Origin of the sequence: Pseudoalteromonas sp. SCSIO 43088 (assembly GCF_023650795.1) — a bacterium.
GTDB classification, from domain to species: domain Bacteria; phylum Pseudomonadota; class Gammaproteobacteria; order Enterobacterales; family Alteromonadaceae; genus Pseudoalteromonas; species Pseudoalteromonas shioyasakiensis.
Window position 1 is genome coordinate 226,308 of the sequence record NZ_CP072675.1, and the last position, 22,481, is coordinate 248,788.

General features: G+C 41.5%; 16 protein-coding genes and 1 riboswitch. Of the genes, 10 read left to right on the top strand and 6 right to left on the bottom strand.

The genetic code is table 11. The annotated features are described in order from the left end of the window. Positions 1-690, bottom strand: coding sequence for a spermidine synthase (locus J8Z28_RS01130; protein ID WP_054563460.1), 690 nt, complete (start codon positions 688-690; stop codon positions 1-3). 228 nt (positions 691-918) lie between these two features. Here J8Z28_RS01130 and J8Z28_RS01135 point away from each other — a divergent pair, with 228 nt between their 5' ends. Beyond that, complete coding sequence (locus tag J8Z28_RS01135) at positions 919-1,812, top strand: bifunctional GNAT family N-acetyltransferase/hotdog fold thioesterase (protein ID WP_166340648.1); 894 nt, start codon at positions 919-921, stop codon at positions 1,810-1,812. Positions 1,813-1,855: 43 nt separating this feature from the next. On the opposite strand, the gene J8Z28_RS01140 is transcribed toward J8Z28_RS01135, so the two are convergent. From J8Z28_RS01140 to dapA, 5 genes are all read right to left on the bottom strand, one after another. Beyond that, positions 1,856-2,893, bottom strand: coding sequence for a phospholipase A (locus J8Z28_RS01140; RefSeq protein WP_054563462.1), 1,038 nt, complete (start codon positions 2,891-2,893; stop codon positions 1,856-1,858). Between the two features lie 186 nt (positions 2,894-3,079). After that, entirely contained in the window at positions 3,080-4,198 is a 1,119-nt protein-coding gene (locus J8Z28_RS01145) for a succinylglutamate desuccinylase/aspartoacylase family protein (protein ID WP_250659719.1), read from the bottom strand. Positions 4,199-4,203: 5 nt separating this feature from the next. After that, positions 4,204-5,409, bottom strand: coding sequence for a PLP-dependent decarboxylase (locus J8Z28_RS01150; RefSeq protein WP_250659720.1), 1,206 nt, complete (start codon positions 5,407-5,409; stop codon positions 4,204-4,206). Next, positions 5,409-6,149 (bottom strand): 2,3,4,5-tetrahydropyridine-2,6-dicarboxylate N-succinyltransferase, encoded by a 741-nt coding sequence (locus J8Z28_RS01155; protein WP_054552405.1) that lies wholly within the window; start codon positions 6,147-6,149, stop codon positions 5,409-5,411. The genes J8Z28_RS01150 and J8Z28_RS01155 overlap by 1 nt, the downstream gene beginning before the upstream one ends. Before the next feature lie 14 nt (positions 6,150-6,163). After that, positions 6,164-7,048 (bottom strand): 4-hydroxy-tetrahydrodipicolinate synthase, encoded by an 885-nt coding sequence (gene dapA / locus J8Z28_RS01160; RefSeq protein WP_250659721.1) that lies wholly within the window; start codon positions 7,046-7,048, stop codon positions 6,164-6,166. Between the two features lie 137 nt (positions 7,049-7,185). Beyond that, a riboswitch (Lysine riboswitch) is annotated at positions 7,186-7,382 on the bottom strand. Positions 7,383-7,565: 183 nt separating this feature from the next. Between dapA and J8Z28_RS01165 the strand changes: the two genes are divergently transcribed. The 9 genes from J8Z28_RS01165 to J8Z28_RS01205 all read left to right on the top strand — a co-directional run bounded on the left by J8Z28_RS01165 (position 7,566) and on the right by J8Z28_RS01205 (position 22,461). Further along, complete coding sequence (locus tag J8Z28_RS01165) at positions 7,566-8,261, top strand: DNA-3-methyladenine glycosylase I (protein ID WP_250659722.1); 696 nt, start codon at positions 7,566-7,568, stop codon at positions 8,259-8,261. An 8-nt stretch (positions 8,262-8,269) separates the two neighbouring features. Next, positions 8,270-9,682, top strand: coding sequence for a protein adenylyltransferase SelO (locus J8Z28_RS01170; RefSeq protein ID WP_250659723.1), 1,413 nt, complete (start codon positions 8,270-8,272; stop codon positions 9,680-9,682). A gap of 466 nt (positions 9,683-10,148) precedes the next feature. Further along, positions 10,149-11,219: an OmpA family protein gene (locus J8Z28_RS01175; RefSeq protein WP_054563468.1), complete on the top strand. Its 1,071-nt coding sequence runs from the start codon at positions 10,149-10,151 to the stop codon at positions 11,217-11,219. A gap of 295 nt (positions 11,220-11,514) precedes the next feature. Further along, the gene (acnB, locus tag J8Z28_RS01180; protein ID WP_062566654.1) at positions 11,515-14,112 is read left to right on the top strand and encodes a bifunctional aconitate hydratase 2/2-methylisocitrate dehydratase; all 2,598 of its coding nucleotides are present in this window, start codon (positions 11,515-11,517) and stop codon (positions 14,110-14,112) included. A gap of 212 nt (positions 14,113-14,324) precedes the next feature. Continuing rightward, positions 14,325-15,266, top strand: a complete 942-nt coding sequence (locus J8Z28_RS01185) for an autotransporter outer membrane beta-barrel domain-containing protein (RefSeq protein ID WP_250659724.1) — start codon at positions 14,325-14,327, stop codon at positions 15,264-15,266. After that, entirely contained in the window at positions 15,266-16,270 is a 1,005-nt protein-coding gene (locus J8Z28_RS01190) for a hypothetical protein (protein ID WP_055020885.1), read from the top strand. Before J8Z28_RS01185 ends, J8Z28_RS01190 begins: the two co-directional genes overlap by 1 nt. A 106-nt stretch (positions 16,271-16,376) precedes the next feature. Next, entirely contained in the window at positions 16,377-20,381 is a 4,005-nt protein-coding gene (locus J8Z28_RS01195; RefSeq protein WP_250659725.1) for a PKD domain-containing protein, read from the top strand. Between the two features lie 199 nt (positions 20,382-20,580). After that, positions 20,581-21,213: a 2OG-Fe dioxygenase family protein gene (locus tag J8Z28_RS01200; RefSeq protein WP_054552412.1), complete on the top strand. Its 633-nt coding sequence runs from the start codon at positions 20,581-20,583 to the stop codon at positions 21,211-21,213. 9 nt (positions 21,214-21,222) lie between these two features. Then, entirely contained in the window at positions 21,223-22,461 is a 1,239-nt protein-coding gene (locus J8Z28_RS01205; protein ID WP_250659726.1) for a cysteine desulfurase-like protein, read from the top strand. Positions 22,462-22,481: the final 20 nt, after the last annotated feature.

Consider the following 22,481-nt stretch of genomic DNA (forward strand, 5'->3'; position numbering starts at 1 on the left):
CTATTTTTTGATCATCACGATATGATTCACGTAGTCGGGGATTTTTACAATGCTTGGGCGCTTGCCAAACTCGGTGATTAGCAGGTGCTCAAGTTGTTTTAGTTGCGATGGGTGATTAGATAAAAAATTAATGAACAACAAGCCATCTTTTGCCATCGCTGCTCTTAGCTTGGTGTAAAACTGGTGCTTGTATAAAAATAATGGCGCATCTACCTCACTGAATAAATCTAGGATAATCCAATTATATTCGTTGTTTTGCTCTAATACTTGCTGCGCATCAAAACAGTGCAAGTTATTGGCATGATCGCCACCAAAGTAACGTTTATAGCAGTGAATTATGTCGGGGTTTTTATCAACCGATGTCAGTTGGCTGTCAGGGTAGGTGTGCTGTAAGTAATTACGAATAGCACCACCGCCTAGCCCTAGTTCTAAAATCTTTTTAGGTTCCTCTAAGTCTTGCCAAAGCTTTGCAAGATATTGTAAATGCGGGAAAAGTAATCTGGCAGGTCGGCGTTTTTCAATGACCGATTGCAGAGTTTCGTTGATCAATAACCAGCGTAATTGGTTAAGTTGCCTAACTTGAATACTGTAATTGCCTTGTTTATGCCAATAGATGAGTTGCCCTAATCGGTGGCAGTCCTCAATAAAACTATGTTTTACTGCGCCACTGGGTTCAAGAAAATGTTCCATATTTCGGGCCTTTAGCTATTTATTTATTAAAATAATACAATTATTTCAGCATAGACCAGCAGGCTTAAAGTGCAATTGTGCATTAGTTTTTACAGCTAAGAATAATAATTTAGGCTGGGTCACCAAAGTATTATTCCAACTTGTTTGAAGATCGCGTATCGTAATTCGCATTCCAAAGGCCACGACAGAAAAACAACAGACAGTGGCTGAATTATCACAGGAGTTTTTATGTTTAAAGTGACCACCCCACAAAGCAGCGAAGATTGGCAAGCGTACTATTCATTACGTTGGCAGGTTTTAAGAGCACCCTGGGGCGAGCCGCGTGGTTCTGAGCAAGATGACTTAGAACAAGACGCAGAGCACCGCTTTATCAAAAATAATGACGGCGAAGTATTAGGCGTAGCGCGCCTGCATTTTAATAATCATCAGCAAGCGCAAGTTCGTTATATGGCGGTTGCTGAAGGTAATCGTAACCAGCATATTGGTAGCCGTTTATTACATGAATTAGAAAAAATCGCATGGACTCAAGATGCCGACGAGCTGGTTTTGTTTGCTCGTGAGCGAGCCCTTGATTTCTATAAGCGTCATGGCTACGAATTAAAAGAAAAAGCGCACCTTGCTTATGACGATGTACAGCATTGGAAAATGGTAAAACAAAAGCCCTCTGAACCGGGTTGGTTCCGTCATCCAAACTGGACACAAGTACTGCAAAACACGTGGCGTGAGTCGATCCCAATCAGTGATGCGATGGGCATTAAAGTTGAAAGCTATACCGATTGGCAGTTTACTACCCGTGCTGATTTAGATGCGAACTTAAACCTTCATAACACTATGTTTGCGGGTTCGATTTATAGCTTAGCTACTTTAACAGGGTGGGGCGCAACTTACCTAGCGCTGAAAGAAGCAGGCCTTGAAGGAAATATCGTGTTAGCTGATGCCAACATTAAATATCTTAAACCACTCAATAACGACCCTCGTGGTAGTGTTGAGTTGGCTGGCTGTAAAGGCAAATTAGTGGATTTAGAAGACAGTGGCAAAGCAAGCTACCATGTGCCGGTTAATGTGTACGATGGTGATGTGTTAGTAGCAGAATTCGAAGGTCACTTCATCGTTAAAAAATAACGAAAATAAAGAGCGAGCTAACTAAAGCTCGCTCTTCTTACAGTTAAAGTAAGTCAGTTAACAGAATACCCACACCAAAACGTTCAATATCGGCGTTGTAATCAATCAAGCTCTCGCCATAACCATTAAAGTATTGTGCGTAGCCACGTAATCGGCCCCAAAGAGGGAAAGACCAATCTAATTGGATTGCACCACGGTTATCTGAATTTAAGTTATTACGGGTCATAAAGCTAAATTCATGCTCGTTGTAACGGTATGCACCCGAGAACTCAAAGTAACCCATGTATTTGTAGATATCTGGATTATCATCGCCACGGGCTTCTAGCTCATCGTCCTTTTTATCTTCAGGAATGCGGTACCAAGGCTTAAAGCTAAAAACAAAGCCATCTTTTTCCCATAGGAAATCGGCATAGATACGGTTCCATGAACGTGAATTAGGTTGGCTGCGGCCATTCGATTGATGTGAGGCACCAATTGCAATTGCCATTTCATCGCCCCAAAGCACATGCTCAGGATCAAGGTAGTTCACCCAGAAGATCTCTGGTTCGTAATTTGTTTCACGAAACGGTGATGAAATATCTTTGTTATAAAACTGCCAAAACGATTGCATGGTAAACGCAAAGAATACGCCCTGATCTTTATCTGAAAAGCCTTCGAAAATAGGCACTTTAATTGAAAGTTGATATTTCACTTCAAGGTTATCAAGTGGCTCGCCATCAGTTTGCTCAGCAAGATCTTTTAAACCATCAAAAGGGCGCTCATTCGGGTTAGATACGTATGAAAGCGGTAATATGTAGTTACGCTTATGCGGGGTGATCACATTACGGTTTTTCTTGCTTACTTCTTCACGGGCTTTACGTTTGTCTAAAGCGGTGAGCTTTTTACTCTCGTCTAAGTCTGAGCATTTTTTACGAAGTTCTTCGAGTGTTTGTTTACCGTCACCGCCAATCGCTTCGTTCAAAATACACTGCTTTACGAGTTCTAGCGCGTCATCTTGTTCGTTAGTTTGTGGTTGTTCAGTTTGAGCAAATACAGGTACAGAAAATAAGCCAGCTGCTGCCAGCCAAATGCGCCATCCCATTGCAGTTCCCTTTCAGTAGACTTGTAAGTTGGTATAATTATAACGATTTTTACATAAGTAACCGTGAACTTGTACTGAATTGTTGAAATTTTAGGTAAATAGAGAGCCCCAAGCTAAGCTTGGAGCCCTGCTGTAACGGCCTAAGGGCATAAGCCGTTGACTCTCACGCAATGAGAAGGGATGAGCTTATAGCTCAAATACGTTGGTAAAAAACTTATAAAGTTCGGTACCTTGATTCACGCTTGCTGAAGCAAAATGCAAAATAGCAATGGCGTCTTTATCAAAACTTAATGTTTGTAGCGGCTGCTCAGAAAGGTAGCGCTCCATTCTTAAAATGCGGGCGATAGGCTCACCAGCTTTAATATGGCCACCCAGTGGGGCAAGATACTCGACCATGCCACCCATAGGTGCGTAGTAAGCTACATAATCTTCAAGCATGCAGGCATAACGTGTCATCGCTTTTGGATGATACGCAGCATCAACTAATACCTCTTTTTGATTGAGGTAACTTAAAATGCTATTTGCATCTTCAAGTGCCGCACTTAAATCGATTTTTTCTTGGCTACCTAGCTCAACGGTGAATGCTTCTACTTGAACAGCAAATTCTCGGCCTTGTTTGCCAAGCTCTTCAGATAGTGACCACCATGGACAAAAGCTTGCTTCATCCATCGCGCCATCAAAATCACTTGGGATCAGTAACACATGCTCGATGTTGAAGTAGCTTGCGCTGTCTTTGGCGTATTCAGGGCAATATAAGTGCTTACTCGAGATAGGCCCCGTGTGAAGGTCTAAAACGATATCAGCCTGGTGGGCAAGCTTTTGCAAGTTAAGAGCAATGCGCTTACCCGTTGTTAGGCTGTAATCAGGACCCGTTAATTGACTGTCGATGTCAGCAACGAGTGCCTGTTTAAATGCAGCTTTAAGGGTCGCATCATCACTGTCTTTATGCTGTTCAGCAATCTGTGACGGTAACGCTTTATTAAAGCGGTACATGCGGTTCCAGTTGGTGCCCGTGATTGGGTCGAAGCGGCCTAAAGTAAACTCACCTGATTTTTGGTTGCAACCAATAGGGTTAGCATAAGGAACTAGGGTAATATCGCCACGCAGCTTGAGTGATTTTAGCTGCTCAAGCAATTGATAAATTACTGCATTACCTTGTACTTCAGCACCATGCATATTGGCTTGTATATACACGTTTGGTCCCGTGCCATCGCCTTTTAAGCGATACACAGGAATTGTCAGTGGTAGGCCGTTGGCAATCTCGCCAACCACAATATTCTCTTGGCTGATTAACTCTTTACTCATGGCGATTACCTTAAATAATAGCTGGCATCTTCAGCGCTACGGATACACTCAATATTGCCTTGTTCAAGGATGTATTCAGCCGCTAATTCGTGGCATAAAAAGTACGGCATGCTTTCGGTAAAGCCGTATGCACCACATTGGCTGAATACCAACCAGTCTTGCTCATTTAAATCGCTCGCTAATTGGTGCTCACCTAAGCAATCAAGGGCGGTGCATAGCGGGCCGTATAAAGTCATTGCCGCAGGCTCAGCCGTTGACTCGCGTAGTAATGCCGCAGGAAAATCTTGGCTTGTTACAGCAGGGCGAAGTAAATGGTTAATACCGCCTGATAAAATCACTTGTTGTTGATTGTAATTCTCTTTGCGCTCAACAACCGGCGTTGCGTAATGGCCGCATTCGCCCACCGCATAGCGGCCTAGTTCCATCCAAAGCTCTTTGACACCAGCATCTGCTTTAATAGCCGCCAAAGTCTCGATAAGTGCAGACCAATCGAGTCGGTTAGCATCTTGAGTATAAGGAATACCTAAGCCACCCCCTAAATCGAGAATATTAAAGTTAATATTTATTGAGCTTGCTAGCTGTTGTAATGGCGCAATCATCGCACGCCATAGCTCGGCGAGCTTGTCAGTACTTAGCATATTGCCCCATTGGAAAATATGCAGACCATCAAAGCTAAGAGCTGGGTAATCACTTACAGTGAGTGCTTGCCACTCATCACAGCCCAAACCAAAAGGAGTAAGGCTATCGCCACCAAGAGGGTTCTTTTCGCTGTCTGGCCAACGAAGTTGTACGCGCAATAGAACTTGCAGCTGACAATTTGCTTTTGTTGCTTGTTCGTTTAACCAGCGAACTTGGTTAACGCTCTCGGCCACAAAAGTACGTACGCCGCGAGCAATAAAATGTGAAATTTGTGCAGGGCTCTTTGCAGGCCCTGTGTTGAGCACGCGCTCGCTATCGATGCCTTGAGCAAGTACTTGCTCAAGTTCACCTTTACTTGCAACATCAAAGTTAAACCCTGCGCTGTCTAAACATTGAATAATGCGAGACAGTGGGTTGGCCTTTACGGCATACCAAAGTTTCACATCGGTTTGCGCAGTTAGTTGATTTAAATGTGCAGTTAATTTATCTAAATCATAGATAAAAAATGGCGTATCAAGATGTGTTGAAACTTGTTCAACAGCTTGCTTGATGGGCGTGCTCAAAAAGCTCATTAACGTAAAACCTCTTCTAACAGTAATGATGCATCGCTTTGTTCATCACGGTATTTCACGATCAATGCACAAGACATGCTTAGACCTTGCTCGCGAGCCCATGCATTTGAAGCAGGGCGAGAGCCTGGGATCACAATCGCGTTTTCTGGGATGGCTTCACCTTTGTCTAGCTGGCGTTCGTTAACGCAATCGTAAACAGGAATAGTTGCCGATAAACGAACACCTGGCGCAAGTACAGCACCTTTTTTCACAACCACACCTTCAACAATAACGCAGCCTGCGCCGATGAATGCGTCATCTTCAATAACCACAGGGCTAGCACCAATTGGCTCAAGTACACCACCTAATTGTACTGCAGCACTTAGGTGAACATTTTTACCCACTTGTGCGCATGAACCCACTAATGCGTGGCTGTCGACCATAGTGCCTTCGTCGATGAACGCGCCAATATTCACATATGCTGGTGGCATGATAATGGTGCCTTTGGCAACGTGTGCGCCACGGCGAACACTGCTACCACCTGGTACCATTCGCACGCCAGCATCGGCTGCAAAGCCTTGTGGTGCTAAGTTATGCTTATCAACAAATCCACCTGGGAACTCGGTATTTGTGCCATTTTTAAAGGCTTCTAAAATGCCTTGTTTAACTTCAACATTGGCGTGCCAGTTGCCGTTCTCGTCTTGTGTTGCTGCGCGAACTGCGCCTGATTCTAAGTTGTTTAATAATTCTAACCAGCTCATGATAAAACCTGTTTTTAGTTCCAAGATAAAATTGTGTTGTTTGCGTGGGTGATGCTGTCTGTTTGCTCAAGCTCTAAATGCGTAAGCGGTGGACGTAAATGCGGGGTATTTATTTTACCTTGCAGGTGCATCAGTACTTTTACGGGGATTGGGTTTGCCACAGCGAATAAACTTTGGATTGCTTGCGACCAATCGGTGAATAGATTTGGGTATTGACCACTTAAACTGCGTTTAACAAACTCATGGGTTTGACTCGGCCAAGCATTCGCGGCAACCGAAACTAAACCTTTTGCACCCGCTTGAGCAAAATATGGCATAAGTGCATCATCGCCACTGAAAATAGCCAGTGTTGGTGATGCCGTTCTAAAGCCTTCAAATTTGCTAATGTCGCCACTGGCTTCTTTTAAGGCCCAAAGATTTTTGTGCTCAGCAAGGTTTTTGATCACCTGTGGTGAAATCTCAACTGCGCTGCGTCCTGGTACGTTATACAACATACAAGGGTGGTTACTTGCGTCTAGTAGGCTTTTAAACCAATGTGTTTGGCCAACAACCCCAGGTTTTGCATACAGAGGTGAACCTAACAGGTAGCCATGAATAGGTAGTTGGTTGCAGTATTCAACCCAAGCAATTTGTTGCTTAAGGTTCATGCCGCCCACAGCAACCATGAGTGGGACACTTGGTGCTAATTGACAAACATGTTCAACAATGGCTTGTTGCTCTTTGAGTGAAAGCGCCAGTCCTTCACCGGTACTGCCAAGCAATAAAATGCCGTTATTTGCATCTTGCTGCTCCGTAACCAGTTGTTCAAGGGCCGTGTAATCGACCTCGCCAGATTCAGAAAATGGCGTGACAAGCGCTGTCCACAATGGATAGTCGTTTAAATCAAAATTGTTGATCATCTCTCACGAACTTATAAGGTATTCGAAGAGTTTATGCGGGAACATTTGAATGGAGCCGCATGTCGTCGTTCGAACAAGGTATAATTCGAAGAGCGAATGGGCTTAAAATAATAAAGACGCGAAGGCCTTATTATACTAAGACCAGAAGCTCTCCACCAAACTAATCAATAGCGCTTTGCTATTGTTGGTGACAGTCGCTGGGATTCAGCCCAGTCGCCCGAAATAAGCACCTCACAAACGGTGTTACTTCTCGGCGTTAATTCCCCTCACGTATGATCAACAGAGTCTGTGCTCTTCCCATACGCTACCTGAATAACGCACCTCTTCCAGCCCTTTATGCTCGCTTTAAAGGTTAAAGCCAACATAGTTAAATAGGGTATTGGCGGCGATTAAAGCATTTTAGCCATCTAGGTGTCAAGGCGAAGGATTTGTTTTTTAGTGACCGATTTTGCAACATGGTTACGTATAAGCGTGTTTTTACGTACACTTAGCGTTAACCAAATAAATTGGAAAAATGATGGAAAAATTTAACGATATTTATCAGCGAGCCGTATCTCGAAAAGGCAGCGAAGAATTGCTGCATGCATTGTTATCAAACCCGCTCGATGATACTGATATTGCCAAAATGCATGACGATTTATGGTTAGAAGAGTTTACGCGTAAAGTCTTTCAAAGCGGTTTTTATTGGTCTGTTATCAATAATAAATGGGCTGGTTTTCGTGATGTGTTTTGGGATTTCAGCGTAGAAAAGTTGTTGATGATGCCGCCAGATATGCTTGAGCAAAAAGCCAGTGATGAGCGAATTGTTCGTAATTTTAAAAAAGTACAAACGATCCCAGAAAATGCGTACATGATCCACGAAGTTGCCGAGAAACATGGCAGTTTTAGCCAATTTATTGCAGATTGGCCAACTGACAATATTATTGGTTTGTGGGCCTATCTTAAAAAGCATGGTGCGCGTTTAGGGGGAAATACTGGCCCGTACGCTTTGCGAGCGCTTGGTAAAGATACCTTTTTGCTTTCTCGCGATGTAGAAGCTTATTTGCGTGCCCATGAGTTGATTGATGGCGGCTTACAAACTAAAAAATCATTACAAGCAGCGCAAGACTTCTTCAATGAATTACAACAGCAAAGCGGTTACAGCTTGCAGGCATTAAGCCAATTAGTGGCCTATGGTGTAGGCGATAATCGTGTAGGTGTAGCAACACCTTAAGGACAGTTATGAAACTGCAAACCCGATACACAGATATTAGTGAACTACTTGCGATTGAAGATATGCCTAGCGCCGTTGCTGAGCCGCAATTGCTGCTCTTCAATGACAAGCTCGCTGATAATTTTGCGATTAATCACGACAGCGATTTTTTAGCTAAATTGCTATCTGGGTCAGCAATAGATAAAGATGTTGCACCAGTTGCACTTGGTTACTCAGGTCACCAATTTGGTCATTTTTCACCGCGTCTTGGTGATGGCAGAGCACATTTGCTTGGTGCTATTACAGATCAAAATGGCACGCAGTGGGACTTACAGTTAAAAGGTGCAGGAGCAACGGTATTCTCACGTGGTGGTGATGGTCGCTGTGCTATTGGTCCAGCTGTACGAGAGTACATTATGAGTGAGGCACTTCATGCGTTAGGTATCGCTACTACGCGTTGTTTAGCTGTGGTTACAACTGGCGAAACGGTATATCGCCAGCCACCTCGCCCGGGTGCAGTTGTCACTCGCTTAGCTAAGAGTCATATCCGTGTTGGCTCATTTCAATACTTAGCTACACAAGGTGATATAGAAGGGCTAGAAAAGCTAGTCGATTACGCAGTTGATTGCCACTTTCCTGACATCAGCAGTAATGGTGAGCAGCGTTATATTGAATTTTTAACCGCCGTGTTAGATAAGCAAATAGAGCTGGTTATCAGCTGGATGCGAATTGGCTTTATACATGGCGTTATGAATACAGATAATACTTTGATTAGTGGTGAAACCATTGACTATGGCCCCTGCGCGATGATGAATCAGTTTGACTTAGACACGGTGTTTAGTTCGATTGACCATCAAGGGCGCTACGCATTTGGTAATCAGCCGAATATTGCCAATTGGAATATTGCGCGTTTAGCTGAAAGCTTAATTCCTTTATTTACTGATCAAGATGCTGCCGTTGAGCAACTCTCACCGGTTGTGAATGGTTTTGCTGCTAAATTTAATGATGCATTTAATACTATGTGGCAGCAGAAATTAGGATTAGCAGGTCAGCAAGAAGGCGATCACGCTTTAGTTTCAGAGTTAATGGGGTTAATGAAGCAACACCAACTTGATTACACCAACACTTTCAATGCACTTACTGAATCTTTAGTGACAGACTTTGTTATAGATTCTAATTTAAAAGGATGGGTTTCAAAATGGAGGCTCAGAACATCAGCTGAAAGTTACAACACAATGCGAGCCGTTAATCCTGCAGTCATTCCGCGTAATCATAATATTGAAATGATCTTGGCTGAGTATGAAAAGGCAGGATCTAGTTCATCAATCAATGAGTTTTTAAAAGTCATTCAAAAACCATATGAGTATGAGGAAGAATTTGCCGCATGGTATCAACCTCCGAAGGAAGGGGATTGTAATTACCAAACTTTTTGTGGTACTTAAGGGTTAATCTTTATGGTTGATAACAATTGTAAATGCTCATTTTTTTAAATCTGAGTGTTCGTTGATTGAGCAAGTTAGCTGCCAGTGTTATGATTTATATCAATAAAATAGCACTAAAGTTTTGCTTTTTAACGAAAATTTACAAATAAAGTTGCTTTCAACTTGTTGATTTAAAAATAACCAATATAATAATGTAATTGGGAATGGACTTTTATCGGTTTTGAAGTCAGTAGATTAGGCTGAATCGACTTTCACCTAATCATAACAAAGCGATCTAAAGGCATTGTTACGCAAAGTTATTTAGATAACCTATTATTTGGGTAATTGACTGAAATTACTCGGCAAGATTTTTGTTCTGTACCGAGTTCGTTAAGTTTTGATTAACTATTAGTCGACTACTCTGTTTAAACTGATTGAGCTGGTTTGACTTAGCTACAATTTTAATTGTGAAAATGGGAAGGAAACAATGAAATTAAAATCACTTACTATTGCTTTAGCACTTGCTGCAACTAGTGCTTCAAGCTTCGCTGCCGAAAAGCAAGGTTTCTACATCGGCGCATTTGGCGACTACTATGATAATTCTTGGGAAAATGTCCGCGACTACACTCCAGGTGGCCTTGATGTTGATGACTCTACAGGTTGGGGTTTAGAGCTAGGTTACCGTTTTAGTGATTACTGGAGCGCTCGTTTAGAATATGCTGACATGGACTTCGATTGGAAAGCTGATCTAAATGACGGTACTTCTGTTAGCGGTACTGAAAGTGGCAAACGTTACGGTATTGACGCTTTATATCACTTAGGTGGTGGTCCATTCTACGGTATTTTCGGTCTTAAAAATCTTGATGCGGTTGACGAAGATCTAATGTTCGCAAACGTAGGTGCTGGTTACCAACACTACTTCACAGATAACTTCGCGTTTAACGCTGAAACATCTTTATACCAAGGTCTTGACCGTGGTTACACAGATGTTGGCGCTAAATTAGGCCTAAGCTATATCTTTGGTGCGCAAAGCTCAGCTTCTGAGCCAGTTGAACCTGCTCCAACAGTTGTTCCTGTTGCGGTTGAGCCAGTTGATAGCGATGGCGATAACATTCCTGATGCTGATGACCAATGTGCAAACACGCCAATGACTGACGCTGTTGATGGTACTGGCTGTACATTATATGAAGATCGTGAAGTAACTAAGAGCTTACTAATCACGTTCCCTAACAACACGTCTAAAGTATCTCAACAATACTTAGATGATATTGACCGCGCTGCTAAGTTCTTAAAAGAGCACCCAGGTACTGACGTAGTACTTGAAGGTCACACTTCATCAGTAGGTAAAGCTGACTACAACAAGTGGTTATCTAAGAAACGTGCTGATGCTGTTGCTAAGAAACTAATCGAAGACGGTATTGACCCAATGCGTCTTACTACTGTTGGTTTAGGTGAAGAGCGCCTTAAAAACCCAGCAAATACGCCAGAAGCTCATGCTGAAAACCGTCGTGTTGAAGCGAAAGTAACTGTAATTGAGCGTGTAAAAGTAGAGCGTTAATCTAACCCTTTACGCAAATTTGAAAACCCAGCCTAGTGCTGGGTTTTTTCATTTCTAACACCTCTAAAGTAAGTAGATAGGAATGATTCTTAATAAATATTCATTTGAATAGCGTTTTTTTCTAGTACTATTCATGGTATTTATAGTGAATATTAAACTCCTTACTTACAGCATGGATTTTCATCTATACTTAAAAGCTTTATAATTAACCGTCAGAATACTATAAGTACTGGGTCTTAATTGGTATTTAGCTTAATGCTACCGAGTACTTTCACGTCACCAAGAGGGCAATATTGTGCTACAAGAATATCGTAAACACGTAGAAGAACGTGCCGCGTTAGGTATCGTACCAGCGCCATTAGATGCTCAGCAAACGGCTGATCTTATTGAATTAATCAAAAACCCACCGGCAGGCGAAGAAGAGTTTATCGTTGATCTTCTAGTTAACCGCGTACCACCGGGTGTTGATGATGCTGCTTACATCAAAGCAGGTTTCTTAGCTGCAGTTGCAAAAGGTGAAGCGAGCTCTCCACTTGTATCAAAAGAAAAAGCAGCTGAGCTACTTGGTACTATGCTAGGTGGTTACAACATCGCACCTATGATTGATCTTCTAGATGACGAAGCGTTAGCGCCGATCGTTGTTAAAGGTTTATCAAACACATTATTAATGTTCGATGCTTTCTATGATGTAGAAGAAAAAGCGAAAGCAGGTAACGAATTTGCTAAGCAAGTAATCGAATCGTGGGCAAATGCAGAATGGTTTGTAAACAAGCCTGCAGTTGCTGAAAAAATCTCAGTTACCGTATTCAAAGTAACTGGCGAAACAAATACAGATGACCTTTCTCCTGCACCAGATGCATGGTCTCGCCCTGATATTCCACTGCACGCTTTAGCAATGCTGAAGAACGAACGTGATGGTATCAATCCTGAAAAACCAGGTGAAGTTGGTCCAATCTCACAACTAGAAGAGCTTAAAACGAAAGGTTTACCTCTTGCATACGTTGGTGATGTAGTTGGTACGGGTTCTTCTCGTAAATCTGCAACTAACTCTGTACTTTGGTTCATGGGTGATGATATTCCTCACGTACCAAACAAACGCGTTGGTGGTGTATGTTTAGGCGGTAAAATCGCTCCTATCTTCTTCAACACAATGGAAGACTCTGGTGCATTACCAATCGAACTACCTGTTGATGAGCTAAACATGGGTGACCAAATCGATATCTTCCCATACGAAGGTGTTGTTAAGCGTCACGGTACTGATGAAGTAATCTCTACTTTCTCTCTTAAATCAGACGTAATTCTTGATGAAGTGCGTGCTGGTGGTCGTATTCCACTAATCATCGGTCGTGGTTTAACTGATAAAGCGCGTGCATCACTAGGTATGGAAGCTGAAGATATCTTCCGCAAGCCTGCTCTTGTAACAGATTCTGGTAAAGGCTTCACATTAGCTCAGAAGATGGTTGGTAAAGCATGTAACATGCCTGGCGTACGTCCTGGCCAATACTGTGAGCCGAAAATGACAACTGTTGGTTCTCAAGATACAACAGGTCCTATGACGCGTGACGAACTTAAAGATCTAGCATGTTTAGGCTTCTCTGCAGATTTAACAATGCAGTCTTTCTGTCATACATCAGCTTATCCTAAGCCAATCGACGTAAACACTCACCACACACTTCCTGATTTCATCATGAACCGTGGCGGTGTATCACTTCGTCCAGGTGACGGTGTAATCCACTCATGGTTAAACCGTATGTTATTACCAGATACAGTAGGTACTGGTGGTGACTCGCATACTCGTTTCCCTCTAGGTATTTCATTCCCAGCGGGTTCAGGTGCGGTAGCATTCGCAGCAGCAACTGGTGTAATGCCTCTTGATATGCCTGAGTCAATCTTAGTACGTTTCAAAGGTGAAATGCAGCCAGGTATCACATTACGTGATCTAGTACATGCTATCCCTTACTACGGTATTAAAGAAGGTCTTCTTACTGTTGAGAAGAAAGGTAAGATCAACGAATTCTCTGGTCGTGTACTAGAAATCGAAGGTGTTGAGCACCTAACAGTTGAGCAAGCTTTCGAGCTTTCTGATGCGTCAGCTGAGCGTTCAGCGGCAGGTTGTACAGTTAAACTTTCTAAAGAGTCTATCGCTGAATACCTAGAGTCAAACATCGTAATGCTTAAATGGATGATCTCTGAAGGTTACGGTGATGTTCGTACTATTGAGCGTCGTATCAATGCAATGCAAGAGTGGTTAGCTAACCCTGAACTTATGGAAGCTGATGCTGATGCAGAGTACAAACACGTACTTGAAATCGACCTAGCTGATATCAAAGAGCCAATCCTTTGTGCTCCAAATGACCCAGATGATGCACGTCTTCTTTCTGACGTAACAGGCGAGAAAATCGATGAAGTATTCATCGGTTCTTGTATGACTAACATCGGTCACTTCCGTGCTGCAGGTAAACTACTAGATGGTTTCAGTGGTCGTATCCCAACTCAACTTTGGGTTGCACCACCAACGAAGATGGATAAAGACCAGCTTACTGATGAAGGTTACTACGGTATCTTTGGTCGCGTAGGTGCACGTATCGAAACTCCAGGGTGTTCACTATGTATGGGTAACCAAGCACGTGTTGCTGATAAAGCAACTGTTGTTTCTACCTCTACGCGTAACTTCCCTAACCGTCTAGGTACTGGCGCTAACGTATTCTTAGCATCAGCAGAGCTTGCAGCAGTAGCGGCAATCTTAGGTAAATTACCTACACCTGCTGAGTACCAAGAGTATGCAGATAAGATCAATGCAACTGCAGCTGATACTTATCGTTACCTGAACTTCCACCGTATGCCTCAATACACTAAAAAGGCAGACCAAGTGATCGTTCAGCAAGCTGTATAATTAGTAATAATTAAATTTACTAGTATAAAAGCCCGCACCTAGCGGGCTTTTTTATTAAGTTTTTGTTCAGTTTGGTTTGTAAAATTAATACATTTGTCTACACTGATTATTGTTAAAAGTTAACAGTTGTAACTTTGTGTTTAATGTTGTAACCAAGGAAGGCGGGCATCATTTCTTGGCTGCATAGATTTTGCAAATCAAGGAATTGAACAATGAAAGCACTTCTTCTTTTACTCCCCCTCAGTGGTTCGGCTCTTGCTGTTAACCCCTCTTTTAGTGAAGTCCGACTCGGTTTTGAAACGATTAGCTATAGTGAAACTCTTAATGATGTAGCAGGGTTTGGCAAGTTGAGCCAGTCAATTGATGTGACCAATCCCGCAATACGACAGATATCATACACAGGGATTGATGATGATTGGGGATTCTATATTGAAAGTGCTGCAACAATTTCTACCGAAATTGAAACTGAAACTTGGCATTTGGCAGAGTTTGGCGATATTCAAGAAAATGCATTTAAAACAAAAGCGAATGAGATCGGTTTTAAAGGTGCTTATAATTTTTCAAAAGCCATACAGTTTACTTTAGGTACTAAGTTTTTTACTTCTAGTTTTACACGCTCAAATTTTGCTTTTGTGCAACCAGGTGCGGCTGCATTTGATGAGGCGCTGATTGCTATCTCAGATGATCCAGATAACCCCGCTCGTTTTACCTTACCGGGTATGAATAACGCGAACAATGTGGGCGACCAACAAGATTATAACTCCCAGCTACGCCCCGTGGTCTCTGTGTCAGAAGATCAAATGGGTATCTTGCTTACTTTAGGTGCCCGTTACGATAGTCGTTTAAAAGACAGTTTTAATAAGTACAGCTGGTATGCAGAAGCTGAATTGAGTACACCCATGTACTCTGAAATTCAAAATACTCAATTTGAAACAACTACATTAACCGACAGTTTTAATGGCTGGGGTGTGTTAGGACGAGTCGGATTACGTTATCAAATAATGTCACATATTGCGTTAATGGGCGGTATTGATGCGCAGTACAAATCTCGCGATATAGTGACTAAGAATCTTGAAAATGGTCAACGTCTGCGCGTGCCTGAAGTTGAATATAGTAATGTGTCTTTTTCAGTTGGTTTGCAGTGGAGCTATTAATGAACAAGTTCGCCATAATTAGCTCATTACTTTTATTCTCTTTATCAGGGTGTAAAACCATTGATTCTGTTCAGCAAGATTTAGGTTCTCTTGCGAGTAGTATTACAGGAGAAGAACAGGCGACCCCCGAACAAATACAGGCTGCCTATGAAAAAGCCCAAAGTGTTTTCCAAGAAGCACTGACAGCTTATAACCAAATAGATACGGAGAACTTAGCGCAATTTGATGAGGAGCGTGTAGCTAAGGCTCGTAAAGTTTGGGCGGTGCTTGAGCCTGAGTTTAATGAACTGCGTTTAGCTCCTGAACATGCTTTAAAAAGTGCGTCACTGTTCTCATCTGACACGGTTGCAGATGAAGTTATGTCTCAAAGTCAGGAGGTCATTTCCTTGGTTACTGAAGCGCAGCTTGCCAAGCAAAGGATCACATCGGTTTTACAGCCAATTAGAGATGAGTTTGCCATTTTAGATCAATTGGATGCTGAAACATCTTATGAAAAGCGTTATCGAGAGCTCGATAAGCAACATCAACAATTAAAGGAAATGCTCATTGACGGGCAAGAGCAGCAAGTTGCTGAGTATGTACCTAAGCTATTAGAGCAACTCATTGATTTAGAAAAAGACGCCGTTGTACAGTTTTATTTCTCTCAGTATATCGAAAAAATTTATGGGCTAGCTAACTCAAAAAAAGTCGATATATTTCCGACAGTTTATCAGGACGTTCGAAAACAATTAGAGCAAGGTGAAACATTTAGTAAAGCTAACTATCGTGAGTACGAGCAAATTAAACAACAAGCTGCTTTATTGTCATTACAAATCGATCGTATTAATAGTCTCTATGCTGAGTACTTAGCCCAAAAATCGGCTATTGATAAAGACACTGTTGAAGCGCACATGCTGAGTCTAGAAAGTGAAATTTATGCATTGACCATGGCTGCTGGTTTGGGTGATCTGAGAGGCCTCTCTTTTCAGGAGCAGCTTCAACAAGTAAGAAAAGCAATTAATTGAGTAAACCAAGAGCCACAGTTCGCTGTGGCTTTTTATCAACGTTAAGGGATTTAGCGTTTACATGGCTAAGAATTTCCCTGCTATAAGTGAATATAATGGAGTATGTATGTTAATTCATAAGCGGCTGTTGGCTGCAGTTATTGGTACCTTATTTTTAGTTGGGTGTGGGGGAGGTGGAGGTAGTGACTCTGAAACTAAACCAGATCCTGTAGACCCCGTTAATCAAAGTCCAACAGTTACTATTAGTGCCGAATCAGAAGGTGCAGAGCAGACTTCTTTTAAATTAAGTGCTGCTGCCACAGATAGTGACGGTAGCATTGCCTCTTACAGCTGGACATCTGATGCTAGTTTTGACTTTGTACAAAGTGATGGATTAACGAGTGCTGAAGCTACTTTTCAAACACCCGATATAGACGCTGATACAACGGTTAATTTCACTGTCACTGTAACCGATAACGATGGGGCAACAGCTTCAGCAAAGCATAGTGTTATATTTAAACGAAATGTATCAACAGTGACAATTACCGGGATAGTAACGGATCAGCCAATTGCTAATGCAGAGTTAGAGATTAATGTTGGTAGTGACATCTTTTCGGTCAATGCAGATCAAACCGGGCGCTATTCGATAGAGCTTGTTGTGGACGAATCTGCAAGTGATAAGCTTGTGCTGGTCAAAGCAAAAGGTCTTGATAGCACCAACCCTGGGGTTGTTTTTGTTTCACAGCTAAGCTCAATTCAAGCGTTATTGGAACAGGCTGGTGAGGATAATACGCTTGATAGTGAAGACAACTTTGGCGTCAACATCACGAATGTAACGACCGCAGAATATGCGCTTTTAACACGTAATAATGAAGAACCTCAATCAGTCGAAGAGCTAAACGCAGCACTGCTAAATGTTGATGCTGACGAAAAGATCTTATTGGCAACTCTCATCAAAATCATCGTGGATAATGCAGATTATGTTCTCCCTGAAGGCGTCGAAAACACACTCGATCTTGTCAGTGACGAAGATATCGCTAAGAATTTTGAAGATGAAGTAAATGAGAAAGATCCAGATCTCATTGAAGAGACGAAAGAAGAAATTAAAAAAGATGAAAACTTAGTTTCTGATAGCGATGAGCCTATTGTCGGTGATTTTATAGTTAACTCACCTCGTTATTATAACAATGATGCATATCACCTTGTTCTGGCAAGTGACGGTACAGGTGAACTTAATGCAAATACAAGCTCAACACTGACAATGAGTAAAGAATCAGGGGTGTATACCTTAGCACTAGCAAATAGTGTAGTGACTTATACTGATGAATATAACGATGGCAATGAATCTTATATTGGGCAAACAAAATTAACAGATATTAGTTTTCAAGTTTTAGCAGAAAATGAGGTTTTCAGAACGATTGAAGTGACTCAAACCACACAAAGAACATTGGACTACCAAAATGGTAGTGAACCCGTTGTGGAACCTTCAATTACTCGAACCTATACAACTAACCTGATTGATAAAGCTAAAACAATAGCACTAAATACTACAGAGTTAACCGAAAACACATGGGTTTTAGACCTAAGAGACAATGATTATGATTCTGCGTCATCTGATGATGAACCTGAAACTTTGCGCTTTTATGCCGATGGTACGGGGGATGTAACGGGTGAGAGTACTGAGGTATTTAGTTGGGAGCTCAATGATACTAAGTTATCTATTAGTTATGATGAAAACGGTGAAACTGGGTTAATTGAGTTTTGGTTTACAAAAGCTCTCTCTGCGGGCTACCAAGTGGTTGCATTAGACACTAGTTTTGATGAGCCAAGTAATACATTAACAGGCTTAATGGTTAAAAAAGCGAATGTAACAACAACCAATGAGGATATTATTGGTCGTTGGCATGGTTTTGTTGGTACGTCTCAATCTTATGATTTGAATATTTATCCTGATGGTAGTGTTGCTATTGGTTTAGGTAATTCAAGTTTCCAAGGTCATATTGAAGATGGCAACTTCTCTAGAAAACGTTTTTATTCAGAAACATATGGTCTTGTTTCAAGTTGTGATGGCTTTGCTGATGACTGTTACCTTGAAAGTGAAATGCAACATGAATTCATTAATATCGTTGGTAGCACCTACTACATAATTAGAACGCTAACTTATTACACTATGGCTGGTGAGGCATATGATGAAGTTAAATCGGTATTCATTTATGAATATAGTAAAGACTTGTCATACTCAGCTTTTACTGTAGAGCTATTAGATGGTGCGATTTCTCTTTACAAAGATGATAGCTCTACAGATGCTATTTACATTCAATACAATGATTTAGGTGAAGAAGAGTATGTTGTCCGTTTTGATGGTGTTGAGCATATAGCAACGTTCAATGATGGCGTATTAAGCTATCAAGTTGATGGCAATACGTGGTTTGTTGAGCTGGTTTCTGCGGATGAAAATGCTGTTACTATTTGCCGATATCAGCAAGGAAGCAGTTGTTCAGCTGATACGCAGATTAGTTACTTACCTAAGCGCCCTAAAGTAACGTTAACAGTAAACCCATCTCAGAATGGTAGTCTCTCACCTAGCAGTCAAACTTCGTATTGGCACCAATACGCGTCTTTCGTAATTAGCCCAGATGAAGGGTATGTTGTTGACGAAATTACAGGGTGCGAAGGATATATCGAAGGAGCTTATTACCTTGTCTATACCACAGGTGCTGATTGCGAAATTACAGCAACATTTAAACCTGCATTATTAGCCGCTGGCGAGTATATTTTAAATAATAGTGATTTATATAATGCACCAGCCTTGGGCTTATTACTAAATGCAGATAACACTGGCGCTGTAACTCTCAACGGTAGTTCAAATATCAACTGGTATGAAGTTGATGATCACATTGAGTTATCACCTATCGATAGTATTGTCGTGGAAGAATATATCTCTTTCCCTGATGGCATGACAGAGGTTCAATATCGCACGGAGATTAGTTACGCTGAATTAATGCCAATGGCAGAAAAAGGGCTTAATTGGCATTGGCTAACAGTTGAATATAGCTATTATGAGAATGACGTTTTAGTGAATACTAGTACTGAAAGTTCCAATGTTTATGCATTTTCTGATGGCGATGAAATTGCCATTGTTAGTGATGATGTCGTAGGGCAATGGGCTGTAAGCGCTGAACAAGGAGGAGTGCTATTAAATATGCAGATCAATGCTGATGGAACAGGCTCTTACATAGATATTTTGAGTGATGAGCAAGATACGTTTAGTTGGCAGATCATTGATAGCAATTTAGTACTTAATCACAGCAGTGATAATTCAACAGATACACTCTATTTTACTAAAAACATCAACGTTGGTTACCAATTTTTAGATAAGGGTAATGATAACGAGGGGGACTATGTTGATGCAGGCATGTTTGTTAAACGCAATGAAGTAGCCATTAATGTAAGTAATTTTTCTGGTCGTCATCAGTTCAGAGAGGGTCATGATATTGATTCGCATTGGGCTGAAATCCAAATTTATGACGATGGTGAAATCTTCTTTACCTTTGGAACAAGTTCATATCAAGGAAGCTTTATTAATAACCGCTATATTAGAAGGCTTTATGTAGATACTAGCTCAGGAGGCTGGGAAACAACTGACTTCTGTGATACTAGCTTGGATACATGTTACATTTATGGTGAGTTTGTTTACAAGCTGATTGCTATTGATGGAGCCCGCTATTTTGTCGAGCGTACTGTGGCGTTCGATGATAATGGTACTGGGGTGCTAGAAAAATCATCTGCACATCTATATGTACATGATTATGCTACTTCAACAGCAGTTGATAAATTCTACGACTACGACTTATATAGTTTCACTTTATATGAAAGCGATGGTACAACATGGTCATTAAGTGAGCAGGATTATAATGAAAATAGTCAGTCTTACGATTACTTACTGACGATTGGAGATCAAAGCATCACGGGTGTTCAATTGGTTGATGGTAAATTGTCATTTATTGAAAATGGCCAAGACACGCTGCTTGAGCTTATAAGCAACAATCGCACCGAACTCGTTTTCTGTAAGTATTTAGCAGGCAATAGTTGCCAGTCACAAGATCAAGTTTCCCTTTCTATGAGCAATTAAACTTGTCGTAAATTGTGCAACCTAAAACAGCCACATTTGTGGCTGTTTTTATTTTTTAGATTAAATATTCTAAAAAATGTCTATAACGATCTTAAAATTATCCAATAAACCTTGCTGGTTTACATAAAAACGCAAATATTCCCTGCTAATTGAATTAAAATCCTCGCCAATATTCTCAACGTATTAAGGCGAGATCGAAATGACTACATTAAACAACCAGAACCTTCTACAACTTCGTTTTGTAAGCCAAGCGCACATTGACGCAGTTAAGCCTTCTTTTGCTAACCTACCTGCTAACCCATACGCAGATGGTGAATTTCGTAAGCGTCGTTATTCAGTAATTAAAGTTGTTGATGGTGAATTAAAACTACAACCAACAAAAGCATTCGTGCAAGATGACTCAATCAATACCTTCCAAGGTAATGTTGAGCGTACTTATGAAAATCTAGAAGATAGCTTATTAGCGACTGATGGCATGAAGCAAATCGTTAATCAGTTCCGCGATATGACGGGTATCAGCGATGATCGCGTTATTGAAATTCACCAATTCAGAATGCTTGCGATCGACAGTGACACACCAGCTGCGCCAGAAGGTGTTCACCAAGATGGTTTTGATCACGTATGCGTATGTGGTGTATCACACGAAAACCTAGAAGGTGGTGAGTTGCTTGTTTATGAACACCAGCAAGCTGAGCCATGTTTCAAAATGGAAATCAAAGACGGCATGTTCGCACTGATTAATGACCGTGAAGTATGGCACAACGCTACACCAATGAATAAATTAGATGCAAGCAAAGAAGGTTACCTTGATTGCTTCGTACTAACTGCGTAAGGGTAAATCATGAACTTAACGCAATTACGTCGCCAATTTCCTGCACTTATGCAACAAGTTGCAGGTCAGTCACCGATTTTCCTTGATGGTCCGGGAGGCTCACAAGTACCACAGTCAGTGCTAAGCGCTATGAGCGCATATTTAGGTTACTTCAACTCAAACTTAGGCGGCGCATTTTTCTCAAGTGATAAAACGGTAGAGTTAATGGCAAATGCTCGCCAAGCTGCAGCCGATTTATTAAATGCGCCATCTAAAGAGCAAATCGTGTTTGGTGCAAACATGACAAGCTTAACGTTTAGCTTTAGCCGTGCCATCTCGCGTGATTGGACTGCTGATGATGAAATTATCGTCACCAATGCAGATCACTTCTCAAACGTATCATCTTGGCAGCAAGCTGCTGAAGATAAAGGCGCGACAGTAAAAACTACCCTTATCAACGAAGCTGATTGCAGCCTAGATATGGCACATTTTGAAAGCCTTTTATCTAGCAAAACAAAGCTTGTTGCAGTGACATATGCGTCGAACACGACAGGTTCAATTAATGACATTAAACGCATCGTTGAGCTTGCACATGCTGTTGGTGCGCTAGTTTATGTTGATGCCGTACATTACGCACCTCATGAATTGGTTGATGTACAAGCACTTGATTGTGACTTCTTAGCCTGCTCTGCATATAAGTTCTTTGGTCCTCACCTTGGTATTGTCTATGGCAAACGTGAGCATCTTGAAGGTTTCACACCATATAAAGTTGAACCTGCAAAAGATGTTTCGCCAGGTCGCTGGGAAACGGGTACACAAAGCTTTGAAGCGCTAGCTGGATTAATTGCTGCTGTTGATTACATTGCTGCAATTAGTGAGCTTGATGATACTCATTCACGCAGAGAAAAACTTGCGGCTGCATTTGCTATTACTAAACAGCATGAAATGGCATTAAGTAAGCATTTCTTAACCCGTTTAGCAGATTACCCACGCATCAAGTTATTTGGTATTGATGATCTAGAGCGTATAGCTTATCGCACACCGACTTTTGCTTTAACTTTTGAAGGCATCGAGCCACGTGTTGTGTCTGAATTTTTAGGTAAGCAACATATTTGTGTGTGGGACGGTAACTTCTACGCTCAAGGCTTATGTAAGCAGCTAGGTGTATTAGAAACAGGCGGCGTAGTACGCATTGGTTGTATGCATTACAACACAATTGAAGAGCTTGATAAGGTTTTTGATTTATTTGATCAATTACTAGCAGATTAAAGCTGAGCTTTAATTAAGCT